This window comes from Caballeronia sp. DA-9 (assembly GCF_051615025.1).
GTDB lineage: Bacteria > Pseudomonadota > Gammaproteobacteria > Burkholderiales > Burkholderiaceae > Caballeronia > Caballeronia sordidicola.
In genome coordinates this window covers 609,709-625,270 of the sequence record NZ_CP195131.1, presented here as the reverse complement: position 1 = coordinate 625,270, position 15,562 = coordinate 609,709, and the positions used below count along the sequence as shown (strand labels likewise).

The 15,562-nt window shown below is 61.4% G+C and carries 13 protein-coding genes and 1 pseudogene; 9 read left to right on the top strand and 5 right to left on the bottom strand.

What is annotated here, in order from left to right; all coding sequences use genetic code 11:
- Positions 1-228 precede the first annotated feature (228 nt).
- Positions 229-309, bottom strand: a pseudogene (locus ACRWA7_RS02845) (GNAT family N-acetyltransferase); the annotation flags it as partial.
- Positions 310-357: 48 nt separating this feature from the next.
- Positions 358-1,131, bottom strand: a complete 774-nt coding sequence (locus ACRWA7_RS02840) for an alpha/beta hydrolase (protein WP_438390959.1) — start codon at positions 1,129-1,131, stop codon at positions 358-360.
- A gap of 581 nt (positions 1,132-1,712) precedes the next feature.
- Between ACRWA7_RS02840 and ACRWA7_RS02835 the strand changes: the two genes are divergently transcribed.
- Together ACRWA7_RS02835 and ACRWA7_RS02830 are read left to right on the top strand one after the other, a co-directional pair.
- Positions 1,713-2,807 carry a glycosyltransferase family 4 protein gene (locus tag ACRWA7_RS02835; protein WP_438390958.1) on the top strand — a complete coding sequence of 365 codons (1,095 nt, stop codon included), beginning with the start codon at positions 1,713-1,715 and terminating at the stop codon, positions 2,805-2,807.
- A gap of 29 nt (positions 2,808-2,836) precedes the next feature.
- On the top strand, positions 2,837-3,634 hold the full coding sequence (locus tag ACRWA7_RS02830; protein WP_438391037.1) for a polysaccharide deacetylase family protein: 798 nt from the start codon (positions 2,837-2,839) through the stop codon (positions 3,632-3,634).
- A 51-nt stretch (positions 3,635-3,685) separates the two neighbouring features.
- Here ACRWA7_RS02830 and ACRWA7_RS02825 read toward each other — a convergent pair whose 3' ends face one another.
- On the bottom strand, positions 3,686-5,140 hold the full coding sequence (locus ACRWA7_RS02825) for an MFS transporter (RefSeq protein ID WP_438391036.1): 1,455 nt from the start codon (positions 5,138-5,140) through the stop codon (positions 3,686-3,688).
- Between the two features lie 304 nt (positions 5,141-5,444).
- On the opposite strand from ACRWA7_RS02825, the gene ACRWA7_RS02820 reads away from it, so the two are divergent.
- On the top strand, positions 5,445-6,272 hold the full coding sequence (locus tag ACRWA7_RS02820; protein ID WP_438390957.1) for an IclR family transcriptional regulator: 828 nt from the start codon (positions 5,445-5,447) through the stop codon (positions 6,270-6,272).
- A gap of 57 nt (positions 6,273-6,329) precedes the next feature.
- Here ACRWA7_RS02820 and ACRWA7_RS02815 read toward each other — a convergent pair whose 3' ends face one another.
- Entirely contained in the window at positions 6,330-7,481 is a 1,152-nt protein-coding gene (locus tag ACRWA7_RS02815) for a porin (protein ID WP_438391035.1), read from the bottom strand.
- Positions 7,482-7,757: 276 nt separating this feature from the next.
- Here ACRWA7_RS02815 and ACRWA7_RS02810 point away from each other — a divergent pair, with 276 nt between their 5' ends.
- The 3 genes from ACRWA7_RS02810 (at position 7,758) to ACRWA7_RS02800 (ending at position 10,761) form a co-directional block, all read left to right on the top strand.
- On the top strand, positions 7,758-8,477 hold the full coding sequence (locus ACRWA7_RS02810) for a response regulator (protein ID WP_438390956.1): 720 nt from the start codon (positions 7,758-7,760) through the stop codon (positions 8,475-8,477).
- 33 nt (positions 8,478-8,510) lie between these two features.
- Complete coding sequence (locus ACRWA7_RS02805; RefSeq protein WP_438390955.1) at positions 8,511-9,896, top strand: ATP-binding protein; 1,386 nt, start codon at positions 8,511-8,513, stop codon at positions 9,894-9,896.
- Positions 9,897-9,978: 82 nt separating this feature from the next.
- Complete coding sequence (locus tag ACRWA7_RS02800) at positions 9,979-10,761, top strand: class I SAM-dependent methyltransferase (RefSeq protein WP_438390954.1); 783 nt, start codon at positions 9,979-9,981, stop codon at positions 10,759-10,761.
- Positions 10,762-10,768: 7 nt separating this feature from the next.
- Here the strand turns inward: ACRWA7_RS02800 and ACRWA7_RS02795 are convergent, their stop codons facing one another.
- Complete coding sequence (locus ACRWA7_RS02795; protein WP_438390953.1) at positions 10,769-11,038, bottom strand: DUF3253 domain-containing protein; 270 nt, start codon at positions 11,036-11,038, stop codon at positions 10,769-10,771.
- A 99-nt stretch (positions 11,039-11,137) separates the two neighbouring features.
- On the opposite strand from ACRWA7_RS02795, the gene ACRWA7_RS02790 reads away from it, so the two are divergent.
- From ACRWA7_RS02790 to ACRWA7_RS02780, 3 genes are read left to right on the top strand one after another with little or no spacing between them, the layout of a single operon-like run.
- The gene (locus ACRWA7_RS02790) at positions 11,138-11,851 is read left to right on the top strand and encodes an ABC transporter ATP-binding protein (protein ID WP_438390952.1); all 714 of its coding nucleotides are present in this window, start codon (positions 11,138-11,140) and stop codon (positions 11,849-11,851) included.
- Entirely contained in the window at positions 11,844-14,414 is a 2,571-nt protein-coding gene (locus tag ACRWA7_RS02785) for an FtsX-like permease family protein (protein ID WP_438390951.1), read from the top strand. The genes ACRWA7_RS02790 and ACRWA7_RS02785 overlap by 8 nt, the downstream gene beginning before the upstream one ends.
- Positions 14,414-15,532: a lipocalin-like domain-containing protein gene (locus tag ACRWA7_RS02780; protein WP_438390950.1), complete on the top strand. Its 1,119-nt coding sequence runs from the start codon at positions 14,414-14,416 to the stop codon at positions 15,530-15,532. The genes ACRWA7_RS02785 and ACRWA7_RS02780 overlap by 1 nt, the downstream gene beginning before the upstream one ends.
- Positions 15,533-15,562 lie beyond the last annotated feature (30 nt).

The following is a 15,562-nucleotide window of genomic DNA, read 5'->3' as shown; positions in this document are numbered from 1 at the left end:
CCTCAGTCCGCAGTTGCTGCATTGCGTCTTTCCCCGAGAAAGCCACACTTGAGAATTTTATTCTCCTTTGAAACAAAATCCACGCAGCTTTCATTGTTTAACTGAACGTAAATAGTATGAAGTTACTTTTTGTTAATATTCAGAGTAAATAATACTGATACGATGATTTCGTATGAATATTAAATTGGTTTTAGTTAAGCGTGAATCAAGCGACGGAGAATAATTGTGTCTCGCACCGATTCGCAAAATGGCTGCCCGTGATTTCTCGTTAAGTTCGTCGGTTGTGAATTGCACGCGCACTGCGCTCATGACTTATTAAGCGAACCGCAGTGACCCTCAAGCCAGCTTTACCGACAGCTAGCCCCGCGTGTTTTTCATCCAGCGGACAATGCCGTCGACGACTTGTTCTTCCATGCCGTAATAACCATGCGGCGATAGCGATCCACAGCCATCCTGCGAGCGCTGGACTCCGCCTTTCACTTTCAACACGGAAGCGCGCGCGTGGCGGATGGACTGCGCGATTGCGTCTGCCATGGACGGCGGCGCGACCTTGCATTGATCGTTGTCGTTCGCGACGATCAGCGAAGGAACATGAACGTCTTCGGGATGCGCGTAGAACACGGTTTCATGAGAGCCGCCAAGAATGGACACCGACTCCGTCAGGATCAAGTCTGCAATATCACCCTTTCCTGCATGCGACGCGGCATTCATTGCCGCAATGGACCCCTGGCTCGTGCCCAACACCCACAACGGGGCGCGGCTGATCTCATGCGCGAACGCAATGATCTTTGCGGTGACTTCGGCATAAGCGCCGCTGCTTCGCTGCCCTCGCAGGGAACGATGATCTAGAGCGTCGACCAGCAATACGCCATATCCCCGATCACGCCAGAACTCACTTGAACGCACTACGAAGTTATTCGCATTCCTTATGGATCCGTTCTTGCCAATATCCAGTTCTCCCGTGCCTCCTGCAAACATGATCATCAAGCCGTTGAGATTGCGCGCCGGCGGCAGATACAACACACGTTGAAAGCTGCCATCCTGCAACGGCAAGTCGCTTACAACGCCGTTTCCACCTTGAGGCGCGTCGTCGGTCCTGATGTTTATCGATAGCGTGCGATCAGGGAACATGTTACGGGCTATCGCGGGAGTTATAGATAGACAGCACATCGTCGTCAAAAAAACGCACGCGTAGCGATGTCGAAGCATTGACCCCTCCTTGGGCACTTGAAGGACCGTCTGATGGTCGGGGCGTGAGCCGGGCCGGTAGGATATGAAGCCCGGATGCAAATGTACAATATATTTTTTACGCATCCGTCATATGTACAGCGTATGTGACGTGGAACCAAGCCGATAGTTTTTAACCACTTCGTTATTCTCAGGAAATTGATTTCCAGTCCAAACTAACCCGCTATTTCCAGCTTGGTTGAGATCACGAAACGCTCATTTTTGTAGTGAACGCCTAGTTAGCTGCAATTCCAATTCATAGCGCAAACGTTTGCCTTCTTTTTGTCCATTGTTGCCTGAAGAGCCTTTCTCCTCGGGCGTTCCGCAGCCTCCTCTCATTTCCAGCTATCCGGCGCGCCGGCGTTTTCCTGACGCCTTCATCGGTTAATTTTTTTCAACAACAGACGTAAATTGAACGGATTATTACTATATATTACCGTCCAATACAGCTCAGTTACATACTGCAAAAAGCGGGAAAGCGGACCATGAAGGCATTACGCGTACTACACAGCGAGTCATCCACGGGGTGGGGCGGCCAGGAGCATAGAACGCTCAAGGAAATGGTCATCTTGCGCACGCGAGGACACACGGTCGAGGTGGTCTGTCCCAAGGAAGCACGGCTGGGCGTACGCGCCAAAGAAGAAGGCTTCGCCGTTCATCACGCACGCATGAAAGGCGGCGCGGACGTGAAGTCGATGCTGACCATCAAGTCACTGCTTTCGCGCCGAAGATTCGACGTGCTCAATACGCATAGCGGTCATGACAGCATTGTGGCCGGCACCGCCGGCCGTCTTGCTGGTACACCTCTGGTCGTGCGCACACGTCATCTCGCCTTGCCGATCAGTTCGCTCGCGACCTATACATGGATACCGCATCGCGTGATTGCCGTGAGCCGGCATGTGCGTGAATATCTGATCTCCGCCGGCGTGGCGAAAGGCCGTGTCGAAACCATTTACGACGGCATCGTCAGGCCCGAAGCGCTGTCGCATTCCACCTTGCGCGCGGAGCTGGGACTCGGTGCGGACGCGATCATCGCCGGCATGGTCGCAATCGTGCGCGACAAAAAAGGCCACGAGGATCTCATCGATGCGGTCCGCCCGATGCTCGCCGAGCGCCCACATTTGCACGTCGTGATGGCGGGCGATGGCCCATGGTTCGGCAAGATCAAGAATATCGTCGATGGTATGGGCCTTTCAGAGCGTATTCATCTGCTGGGGTTTCGCACCGACATTCCAAACGTGCTGCGAGGCTGCGACTTTTTCGTGCTGCCCACGCACCAGGAAGCGTTGGGCCAGTCGTATATAGAAGCCATGGCCGCGGGCTTGCCCGTCATTGGCACGGACGTGGATGGCGTGCCCGAATTGATCACCCACGGCGTGAACGGCCTGCTCGTGGCGCCCCACGACATCCCGGCGTTGCGGGCGGCAATAGCACGTCTTATCGATCACCCGCGGCTGCGGGCACAGCTCGGCGTGGCGGGCCGCCTTCTGACGGATGCGAGCTTCACGGTCGACGGCATGGCCGACGAAACCATCGACTTCTACCGGCGCGGCATTCGCGAACGCCGGCCCAACGCGTGACGCAGCGGGCGCGAGCGGTGCCCGTGCTGATGTATCACCACATCAGCACGTCGCCGGGAATGATCACGGTTTCGCCTGCTCATTTTGCAGCGCAGATGGCGTACCTCGCGCGAGCGGGCTACAACACCGTGGGCGCGGCGCACCTGGGCGCATTCCTCGCGGGAGAGCCGCTGCCGCCGAAATCCGTGGTTCTAACTTTCGACGATGGTTATCTCGACAATTGGGTCCACGCGCACCCGATCCTGCAAGAGCACGGTTTCACTGCCTTGTGCTTTGTGGTGACGAGCTGGCCGGGCGAAGGCGTGCCGCGGCCGAACGCGCGCACGGGCGGCGCGTTACCCGAGCTGCTCGGGCATCGTGAAGGAGATTTGGCCATAGAAGGTGGCGAAGCTGATCGCACCATTCTGCGATGGTCTGAAATCGAGGCAATGCGTCGTGCAGGGACCTTTGAATTTCACAGCCACACGCATGGTCACGTGCGGTGGGACAAGATCGCCCGTAATCAGGAAGAGAAATGCGCGGGACTCAGACGCGATCTCCTAGATACCCGCGTGGCATTCAGGGCTCGTCTGGGCGAGGTGTCGGATCACCTGTGCTGGCCGCAAGGTTTCTACGACGACGACTATCGGCGAATTGCACGCGAAGCGGGATTCAAGCACTTCTATACGTGCGAGATGGCGCCGAACGTCGGCAACGAGAACGCTGCCGGCGAGCACTCCATCTATAGACTCGAAGTACGTGACAGGCCGGCGTCGTGGCTCGCATCCAGACTGTGGGTGCACAGCCGGCCGTGGTTGAGCCGCGCCTATCTGAAACTCAAGCGCTGATACGCACGCGACATGTGACGCAGCCGCTGATTAATCCGGCACGCGACCACGTCAATTGCCTTTTTGCGATGCCCCCTGACGCATCGATCCACCGCCCACGCTTTGCCCTGCATCGCGCACAACCTTCAAGTATCCCCAGATGGAGACCAGCGTCAGGATGCCAGCAAAGAGGAACGCGAGCCTGAAGTCATCGAGTGAAAAATGCAGGCCCTCGGCGCCTGTGGTTTCGCCATTGATCGCGGCCGCCGCGCGCAGCGCCACCGCGCCGCAGGCAATCCCCAGCCCGATGGTCATCTGCGCTGCCGCGCTCCACAGGGTGCTTGCGGCGCTCATCTGAGGCGCGCCCACGTCGGCGTAAGCCAGCGTGGCAAGCAGGGAAAACTGCATGGAACGCGCAACGCCGTATACGAACACCACAAGCAGGACCCACGCGAGCGGCGAGTCAGGCGTGAGAACGCCGCACGCGATCGTAAAGATGCCGGCGGTTGCGACCGCGACAATAGATACGTTCTTGAACCCGTAGCGTCGCAGGATTCGCGTTGTCAGCGCCTTCATGCCCAGGTTGCCCACCGCACTCGCAAGCAACAACAGCCCGGACTTGAACGCGGAAAGCCCGAAGCCGATCTGAAACAGCAACGGCATCAGATAAGGTACCGCGCCAATGCCGATACGCGTGATCGACCCCGTCAGAACCGTTACCGAATAGGTTGGAATCTTGAGCGTCGAGAAATCGATCAACGGATGCGGGTGATCCGCTGCGTGGCGAACGGCAATGAAGCCGATCACAAAACCAGCAAGAACGATCCCGCCCGCGAGCCACGGGTTGCTGGCAGGCTGGCTGGCGAGTTCCGCGCCATACAGCACAGCCGTCAACGCGGCGCCGCTCAGCACGAGACCAACCACATCCAGCGGCTTGCGCTCGGTGCCTTTCAGGTTCGGCACGAGCATGGCGACGGCGGCCAGCGCGCACAGGCCGAACGGGACGTTAAGCAGGAAGATCCAGCGCCACGATGCGTAAGTGGTAATAAAGCCGCCGACCGGTGGACCGACGACCGGCGCCACGATCGCGGGCCACGTAATGGTCGATATGGCCTGCATGAGGCGGCTTTTCTCGGTACTTCGCACTACGATCAGCCGGCCGACCGGAACCATCATCGCGCCGCCCGCGCCCTGCAGTACGCGTGCTGCGGTGAACTCGGCGACGGAGTTCGACATGCCGCACAGCACCGAAGCCACGATAAAAACAACAATCGCGCCGAAGAATACCGTGCGTGATCCGAAGCGATCCGCAACCCAGCCGCTCACCGGAATGAAGATTGCCAGCGCGAGCATGTAGGCGGTCATGCCGAGGCTCAATGCATTGGGCCCGACGCCGAATGACCGGGCCATTTGCGGCAATGCCGTTGCAATGACTGTGGTGTCGAGATATTCCATGAAGAATGTAGCCGCCACAATATACGGCAGCCAGCGAACGGCGGATGGTGCAGGCAACGCGTTGTTGCTCATCTGGAACCCCGGGTTGTGCGGCGCGATTTGGCCGCCGCGCCGCCTTGGCGACACGTGATAGTTGACGATCAAAGTACCGCGCATCGGCTCGGGCAGGCTCACGTGCGCGCACCGCATTATTACGTATCGCAAAGCCATGTGTCATCCGGTGTGCTCCGGAAGGCTTGCTGGAACACGCTACGCGGGTTTGCCTTTAAAGAACGCCACCCGATGAGCCGAAAGTCGCTCCGCTATAATCGTCCGCACCGCCGCGCGCGTTCTTCATTCTTCATTCGCCCGCGGGCCGTCCAGTTCTTTCGAAGCCATGCCAAAACCATCCCCGAACGCCATCGATCCGCTGGCTACGCCCAACGTTCCGGAAGACGCCAAGCCGACCGGCACCGCCGCATTCTCGAAGTTCCTGGCGGTCCTTCAATGCATTGCCGATGCGCAAACACCTCCAGGCATCGCGCAACTCACCGCGCTCGCAGGTTATCCGCGGCCAACCGTTTACCGGATTGTCGGCGCGCTGGTTGCAGAAGGTCTCGTTGTTGAAAGCCCCCATGGCGGCACATATTCACTTGGGCCGCGGCTGTTGTCACTGGCGAGCCGTAGCTGGGAGCGATCGGACTTGCGTGTGGCCGCAAGCGAGCCGCTTCAGGTATTGCGCGATGCAACCCAGGAAACCGTGCATCTCGCCGTGCGAAGCGGTTCCGAAATGGTCTACATAGAAAAACTCGAAAGCCCTCACGCCGTGCGCATGGCGTCGCGCATCGGCACGCGCGTCACGCTCTATTCGAGTTCGGTGGGGAAGGCCTATTTGTCAGCGCTCAAGCGTGCCGAACGCGACGCATTGCTCGCGCCGCTGCGCTTCGAACGCTTTACGCCGAACACCATCGTGGACCGCTCCGCGCTCGACGCGGAACTGGACGAGACGCAAGCCCGTGGCTATTCGGAAGACCGCGAGGAAAACGAAGAGCAGATCTTCTGCTATGGCAGCGCGATTCTCGGCACGAACGGCGAGCCGCTTGCGTGCGTGAGCATCAGCATTCCGCTCTATAGAAAAAGCGGGGCACCGCTTGCCACCTACATTGCGCCTCTGAAGGAAGCGTGCCGCGCGATTGCCGAAGGCATGGGCCCAGGATCGCGCTAGGCTCATCGGGAAATACAGAGCCGGGTCTATCGCCCGGCTACTTTCACCGCTTCCAACCTAGAACCGGTGCCGCAGTCCCGCCGCAACCACGACCTGCTCGTTCTTTGTCGATGGAGATTGCCCGCTGACATCGGCGGTCAATCCCGAGCCGTCGCTGGCAATGTGCTGGTACGTCGCCTGGATATAGACGTCAGTACGCTTGGAGAGGAGATAATCGGCCTGCACCGATACATCCTGCCATGCCGGTTCATGCTCGCCTGTGGCGTTCGATATCACGCCTTTCGTATAGGTGTATGCGCCGTTAAGAGCGACCGATGGCGTCAGCAGATAACTCGCATTGGCCTCGAAATTGTTGAAGCTCGCGCCCTGCCCGTTCTGCTTGAGACCCAGACTGTTGGCACCGTTGATGGTCGCCAGGCCGCCGAGTTGAGTGCGCGTCCAGACGAAGCCGACTCTGCCCGCGCCGATCGTATAGTTGAGACCCGCGCCGTAAATCCGCTGCAAGGATGCGATGAATGTGCGGTCGGTCAGCGTGATGGCGCCGCCGGTTCCCACGCCGGGATTGTTCGCCTGCAGATAACCCGCGGCCAGCGTGAAAGGGCCAGTTTCATACGATGCACCCGCGCTGTAGAGGCGGTTGTCGTCAAAACCGCCTGCTTCATTCGAGAACCCGTAAAGCGCGCCGAACTTCATGCCGGCATACGGCACGCTCGCAAATTTCACGGCGTTATCGACACGGAACGAATTGTTCAGGTTGTCGTTATCGTAGGGATGCGGAGAAAGATTGTTGCCGCCAGGATGGCGTCCGGTGAAACTCAGCGGCGCAACGTAATCGACGATTGAATCGTACTGGCGTCCGACAGTCACGGTGCCCAGGCGGTTGTTGCTCAAGCCCACGTAAGACTGATAACCGAACTCGCGGCCACCCTGGCGCAAGGTGCCGTTCATGATGCTGAAGCCGTTTTCTATCTGGAAGATCGCCTGGTTGCCCGCGCCCAGGTCCTCGCGCCCAAGCAAGCCCCAATGACTGCCGGTTACCGATCCGCTCGCGGCCTGAATGTCCGAGTGGCCCTGCGCATTGTTTGTATAAACCAGGCTTGCATCGATCACGCCGTAAAGCGTGACGCTCGATTGCGCATGCGCTGCCTGACTGCCCAGGCCGGCCGCGAGAAGCGCTGCAACACATGCGCGGGAGAGACCAGGCCGCATCGCCCGCACCATGGCGCGCGAGCGTGAAATCGATAAGAGTGAGAGGCGCAAGGAAGGTCCGAAAATCGTCATGTTATAGTTGATCACCGCGTGATAAATGCGAATCAATGTCATTACGCGGCATCACTTTAGTGGCGAAATGTAATGGCGATGTGTTGAAACCACGGCCATTTGTAATGGAATGTGTTGGCTTTCGGCGAGCGCGCAAACCGCTTGTGCTCGCGCCCGACGCGCTCCAGTCACCCGCTCCTTTTGCGCCTGAACGTACCCGAACAGATGGACCACATACTCGTAGTCGACGACGACCCGAACATCCGCGACTTGTTGCGCGACTATCTTCAAAGCATGGGATATGGCGTCTTCGTTGCAGCGGGCAGCGCGCAGATGAAGCAGATCATCGGCACGTCGCGCATCGACATGATCGTGCTCGACCTCACGCTTGCCGGAGAAGACGGGCTCGATGTCGCGCGGGACCTGCGCCGGCGCAATACGGTGCCGATCATCATGCTGAGCGCGCGCGGCGCGCTGCTCGACCGCATCATCGGACTGGAGATGGGCGCCGACGACTACCTGCCCAAGCCATTCGATCCGCGCGAACTGCTGGCGAAAATCAGGAGCGTATTGCGCCGCACGCGCAGCACCCCTGCTCTGCGCGTGACGGAACCATCGGCTCGTGTGAGCTTCGCGGGCTGGCGGCTCGATACAGCCACGAAGCAGATGCTGTCGCCCGAAGGCGTGATGATCACGCTCGGCGGTTCGGACTACCGCACGTTGCGAACGCTGCTCGACAATCCCAACCGGCCGCTATCGCGCGACTATTTGCTCGATGAAGTATTCGGCAAGGAAGGGACGCCGCTCGACCGGTCTATCGATGTTTGCATCAGCCGCTTGCGCCAGCACCTGAAGGACACTGCCCGCCAGCCGAAACTGATCCGCACCGTGCGTCACGAGGGTTACATGCTGACGGCGAACGTGGTGCATGAGTCTCATGAATGAGCCACGGCCAATCACAAGCATGAAAAACCCCGCATGAAACTGCGACTCTGGCCCGACGCGCTGTTCGGACGCCTCGCGTTGATCCTTGTGATCGGCATGTTCGGCGGACAGTTGCTGACCAGCACGATCTGGTTCGAGACACACGACCACCGCACGCTGGAAATTCCTTCGCGGATCTTCGCGAGCCGTCTCGCCGATACGCTGCGCCTCATGCAGGATGCTCCCGACGACGCAGCGCGTCGCGCATTGGCCGCGCAACTCGGCGACGACCATTACACACTTCGATGGATCGACGGCCCCGGCGTCGCCAAAGCCCCTTCTGTTGCACAGCGCACGGTGGAAAACCTGCTTGGCGACGTACTCGCGCGGCGGCTGCATCGGCAAGTTCCGCTGCATCTTATGGATGCCGAACTAATCGATGATTCGGGCCGGCATCGCGGAATCTTCAGCCTGTTCGACTCCCGCATGCCATCGGGCGACTTTCATGTGCAGGTGCAGACGCCGGGCGGCGCTTGGCTCGATGTCATCGGGCAAGAAGGGCAAGCCGGCAGACAAAGCGAACCGCGCGCGCTCGTGATCGAATACCTGCTGCGCATCTATGCGATCCGTTTCGTCGCCGCGCTGCTGTTCGCGCTGGTCGCCGTGCGCATTGCGGTGCAGCCTTTGCGCCGGCTGGCGGTTGCCGCCGAGGCCTTGGGCAAGAATGTGTACAGGCCGTCGCTGGAGCTTTCGGGACCGCGCGAAGTGCGCGTCGCTGCGCAGTCGTTCAACGCCATGCAGCAGCAGTTGATCCGCAGTATCGAGGAACGCACGCGCCTGCTTGCGTCCATTTCGCACGACTTGCGCTCGCCGCTCACGCGACTGCGCTTGCGCACGGAGATGCTGGCCGACGCGGCCTCGCGCGAGCGCCTGAGCGCGGACCTCGACGAGATGGACGCCATGGTGCACACCACGCTCGACTTCGTGCAGGGCGTGGAGATCACGGAGCCGCGCCATCAGATCGATATCGATTCCATGCTCGGCGGACTCTGCGACGACCTCGCCGAAACGGGGGCGAAGGTCGCACTCGAAGGTCATGCGGGCGCTCCGGTCAGCGGCTATCCGCGCAACCTGAAACGTTGCCTGCAGAACCTGCTCGATAACGCGATCCGCCACGGCGGCAGCGCGTCGGTGCGTGTTCAGGATGAGCGCGAGAGCGTGAGCATCATCATCAGCGACGAAGGCCCGGGCATTGAAGGCAAGGACATGCTGGAGCGCGTGTTCGAGCCTTATTTCAGGGCGCAGCCGGGCAAGACACACGGCTCGGGACTCGGGTTGACCATTGCGAAGAGCATTGCCATGGCGCATGGCGGAACGCTCGTACTTCGCAACCGCCCAGCGCGCGGACTCGACGCCGTCTTGAGCTTGCCGCGCGGTTAAAAGCTGTGAAATCATGGCGCGATTGACTATGCTGTCCGCCGGAAGACATCGAACGGCACGGATCACCACGGCGGAAGCAAACATGAGCACAGGAATTCACGGCGTACATCACACCGCGGCAGGCGGCTACGCAAACACGGCGGACACTTACGCGCGCGGGCGGCCGGATTATCCGGCGGAAGTCGCGGGATGGCTGCATGACCAGCTAGGACTCGAAGCGGGGAAAACGGTGGTCGATCTCGGCGCGGGAACGGGGAAATTCACGCCGCGCCTGATCGAAACCGGCGCGCACGTCATCGCCATCGAACCGGTTGCGGGCATGCTCGAAAAACTGATCGCAACTCTCCCGCAAGTCGATGCCCGCATGGGCTCCGCCGACGCCATTCCTTTACCCGATGCATCCGTGGACGCCGTCGTGTGCGCGCAGTCGTTTCATTGGTTCGCGACGCATGCGGCATTGGCGGAGATTCATCGCGTATTGAAACCGGGTGGCACACTCGGCTTGATCTGGAATCTGCGCGATGCACGCGTTCCCTGGGTTGCAAAGCTCGATGCAATCGTGAATCGCGTGGAAGGCGACACGCCGCGCTATTACACCGGCGCGTGGCGCTCCGCATTTCCGTTCAGCGGACTTGGACCGTTCGCGGAACATCATTTCAAGCACGGCCACACCGGTTCGCCCAACGGCGTGATCCTTGATCGCCTGCGCTCGATGAGTTTTGTCGCCGCGTTAGGGGCCGACGAACGTGCGAAGATCGAGCGGGAAATCACTGCGCTGATTGCGTTGGAGCCGGAGCTTGCTGGCCATGACGTGGTGACGGTTCCCTATGAAACCGCCGCGTTTTCAGCGCGGAAAATCGGCTGACGCAAGCTTATTGCGCCACGAACCCGCGCCCTCGGCGCAGCCTGATCGGACCATGGTCGATCTCACCGGCTGAAAGCGTATCTTCGCCGCGCGTGATGCGCACGACGCCCGCTTCGGCAAGCCGCGCCGCGACCTTGCGCACGGCGGGCATCAAGGCGCGCCACGCGTCTTCGTCGGCGGCAAGCGCGCGCGCCACGTCCGATGGGCAAATGGACGACCCGGCGTCACGATCGGCAAGCAGCTTCATCATGCAACGTTCGATGGTCGTATCGTTCATGGGCATAAGCCAAGGGAAACCGCGGCCGTACGCGCGCGGCCGTTCTCTGTCACAGTAATGGTCTTCAGCACAGTTCATACCGGCGCCAATCTGTTCCAAATGACCATCAGCAATAATGACACCCCGCCCGCGCTCGAATGCCGGGGCTTGAGCAAGGCTTACGGCACCGGCAGGATCGTGCTGGCAAATCTGGATTTCTCGCTCGATCCCGGCGAGTTCGTGGCAATCATGGGCGACTCGGGCGTCGGCAAGTCGACGTTGCTCAACCTGATCGCGGGCCTCGATTCGGCGGACAGCGGCGAAGTGCTGATCGACGGGGCGCCGATCTCCCAGCTCGACGACGATGCCGCCACGCGTTTGCGTCGACAAAAACTGGGCTTTGTCTTCCAGGCGTTTCATGTGCTGCCGCATCTCACGCTGGCGCAAAATGTCGCACTGCCGCTGCTGCTCAATAACACGCCGCCCTCGCGCGCGCTGGACATGCTGGCCGCCGTGGGTCTCGGCGGACGCGGCAAGGACTTCCCGCGTCAACTGTCCGGCGGCGAGTTGCAGCGCGTTGCGATTGCGCGCGCGCTCGTGCATCGTCCGAGCCTGATTCTCGCCGACGAACCCACCGGCAACCTCGACCCCGATACCGCGCACGAAGTGCTGGGCCTGTTTCGCGCCGAGATCAAGGCGAATGGCGCGGCGGCGATCATGGTCACGCATTCAACGGCGGCCGCCGCGAGCGCCGACCGCATCCTGATCCTGAGCAATGGCGGCCTGCATGGCGCAAGGCAGGCAGACCGCCTGGCGCGCACCGCCAATGAATGATCGCGCAACGCCGCCCGCCGGACGCATTGCGGGAAGCCGGCTGCTTGCGCGCTGGCTGCTGGGCGCGGAATGGCGCAGTCATCCCGCCCGCGCCGTGGTCGCCATTGCTACGATAGCGCTTGGCGTGGCGCTCGGTTATGCGGTCCAGTTGATCAATAGCGCGGCGTTCAACGAGTTCTCGGCGGCGGCCAGGAGCCTCTCCGGCCAGGCAGACCTGCAAGTGCGCGGCGCGCAACCCACGTTCGATGAAACCTGGTATCCGCGTCTCGCCCGCGAACCCGGCGTGGCGCTCGCGAGTCCCGTGCTCGACCTCGATGTCACCGTGCCCGGCGAAACGGCCGCGCTGAAAGTGCTCGGCATCGATGTGTTCCGGGCGAGCCGCATTGCACCCGAACTTATCGGCGTGCCTTCCGCGCAGCGCCCGCTCGATTCGCTTTCCAGCGACGCAATCTTCCTCTCGCCAGCCGCGCAAACGTGGCTCAAGGCAGCGCCGGGCGCTCACGTCGCGTTGCGCAGCGGCACATCGACGCTCGAGTTTCACGTAGCCGGCGGGATCGTGAGGACGCGGCCGGGGCAACGCATCGCGATCATGGATATCGCCGCCGCGCAGTGGCGCTTTAATCTGCAAGGAAAAGTGTCGCGCGTCGATCTTCAGCTTGAACGCGGCGTGGATCGCGAAAGCTTCAAACGGCGGCTTCAGGCGCGGCTTGGCAATCAGCTTGTGGTGGCCGAAACCCGCGACGACGAAAACCGTACCGACCGGCTTTCGCGCGCGTACCGGATCAACATGAACGTGCTTGCGCTGGTCGCGCTGTTCACTGGCGCGTTCCTCGTCTTTTCGACGCAAGCGCTGGCTGTCGTGCGCCGGCGTTCGCAATTCGCCATGCTGCGCGTGGTGGGCGTGACGCGTGCTCAATTGCTTCGGCAGATCCTGATGGAAGGCGCGTTGCTCGGGGTGATCGGCTCCGTGCTCGGGCTCGCGCTGGGATATGCGCTGTCCAGCATTGCGCTGCGATTTTTCGGCAGCGACCTGGGCGGCGGCTACTTTCCCGGCGTCCAGCCACATGTGAGTTTCGAACCGGTTGCAACGACGGTTTTTCTGGCGTTGGGTATCGGCGTGTCGGTGCTGGGCAGTCTGGTTCCGGCGCTCGAAGCGGCGCGCGCACGTCCGGCGGCAGCGCTCAAGGCCGGCAGCGAGGAAGGCGCGCTCGCAAAACTCGCGACGCCGTGGCCCGCGCTGGGCTGCATCGCCGTCGCATTGGTGCTGACACTCTTGCCGCCGCTTTTCGATGTCCCCGTCCTCGGCTATCTGGCCGTCGCGCTGCTGCTGATCGGCGGCATTGCATTGATGCCGCGATGCACCGCGATCGTATTCACCGCGCTCAGCCAATGGCGCGCGAAACGCCGCACGAACGCCGCCGCGACACTCGCGCTCGCCCGGCTCGCCAATGCGCCAGGACAGGCGTCCATCGCCATGGGCGGCGTTTTGTCGAGCTTCGCGCTGATCGTGGCCATGGCCATCATGGTGGCGAGCTTTCGCGTGTCCGTGGACGAATGGCTCACGCATCTTTTGAGCGCCGACCTGTACGTGCGCGTCACGCCAAACGGCGATACCGGGAGTCTCGCGCCTGCCGAACAGGCGGCGCTCGCGGCCGTGCCCGGCATCAAGACCGCCGCGTTCACGCGCACCTCGCACCTGACGCTCGATCCCGCGCGGCCGGCCATTGCACTGCTTGCACGCGAGATCGATGCAAACGATCCGGGCGCAACGCTCCAGATGACCGGCCCCGTCCTGCCGATGAGTTCCGTGCATGAAGGCGAGACGCCGATATGGGTATCGGAGGCAATGGTCGACTTGTATGGGTATCGGCTGGGCGAACGGGTCCGGTTGTCGGTCGGCGCGCATGAATCGAACTTCGTCGTGGCGGGTGTCTGGCGCGATTACGTGCGGCAGACCGGTGCCATCCAGTTGCGGCTTGCGGACTACCGCAGACTCACCGGCGACACGGGCGCAACCGATGTCGCGGTGAGCGTTCAACGCGGCACAAGCGTTGATGAAGTCATAGCGGGATTGCGCAAACTGCCCTTCGGCCCGGCGCTGGAATTTGCCCAGCCCGGCGAGATCCGCGCGAAGACGCTGACCATTTTCGACCGCAGTTTCGCGGTCACCTATCTGCTCGAGGCCGTGGCGATCGTGATTGGTTTATTCGGCGCCGCCGCGACGTTTTCCGCGCAGACGCTCGCACGCGCACGCGAATTCGGCATGTTGCGGCACGTGGGCGTCACGCGCCGCCAGGTGCTCGCCATACTCGCCGCGGAGGGCGGCATGCTGACCGCGCTCGGCATTGCCGTGGGCTTCGTTCTTGGCTGGGCGATCAGCCTGATCCTCGTGTTTGTCGTCAATCCGCAGTCGTTCCACTGGAGCATGTCGATGCACATTCCATGGTCCGTGCTCGGCACGGTCGCGGCGGTGATGCTGGTTGCATCGTGCGCGACGGCCGTAGTCGCAGGCCGCAAGGCGATATCGCTCGACGCGGTCCGGGCCGTCAAGGAGGACTGGTAATGCGCGTCCTCAAGCGGCTGCTGGCCTTCACGCTATGCCTGTGCGCCGTGACAACCGCGCCTTCGATGGCAGCCGATCCTGCTGGAGAGTTTGCAACCGTCGAGCCCGGCCACCGGCTCGCGTTCCCGCAAGACACGGGCGCGCATCCGGCGTTTCGCACTGAATGGTGGTACGCAACGGGCTGGCTGAATCAGCCCGATGGCAAACCGCTCGGTTTCCAGATCACCTTCTTTCGCTCGGCGACCGGCCACAATCCCGCCGATCCCAGCGCGTTCGCGCCGTCGCAATTGATCATTGCGCATGCCGCGCTCAGCGATCCTTCCTTGGGACGGCTCGTGCACGATCAAAAAATCGCGCGGCAAGGTTTCGGTCTCGCTTACGCGAAGACAGGGAACACCGAAGTCAAGCTCGATGCATGGCAACTGGTTCGCGCAGCCGACGGCCATTACACGGTGACGGTCGAGGCCAACGATTTCACGTTGAATCTCACGCTGACGCCAAGCGGAACGCCGCTGTTGCAGGGCGATAACGGCTACTCGCGCAAAGGTCCATTGCCCGCGCAAGCAAGCTATTACTACAGCGAGCCGCAATTGCGCGTGAGCGGCAAGGTTACGCGCGCTTCCGCATCGAATGAAAAACCCGCGCTCGATACAACGGTCGCAGGGTCCGCGTGGCTCGATCATGAATGGTCGAGTACCGTGCTCAGCGCCGACGCGCTCGGCTGGGACTGGCTTGGCGCAAACCTCGCGGACGGCTCGGCGTTGATGGCGTTCAAGGTTCGCGGTCGCGATGGCAACGCGGTCTGGACTCATGCGACGCTTCGCGACGCTCAAGGCCGTGTGAGTTCGTTCGAAGGCAAGCAGGTCGACTTCACGCCGCTTCGCACGTGGCGTTCGCCTCGCACGGGGACGGCTTATCCGATATCGGAGACGGTGAGAACCGGCGATATGACGTGGCGGCTCGATCCGTTAATGGACGATCAGGAACTCGATTCCAGCCAGTCCACGGGCGCGGTGTATTGGGAAGGTGCGGTATCGGTGAGCCGCGACAACAAGAACGTTGGCCGCGGGTATCTTGAACTTACCGGCTACAACAAGGCGTTGAAACTCGCGCGGTAGTTACGAAATCCAGTCGCGTGAAACAACCGC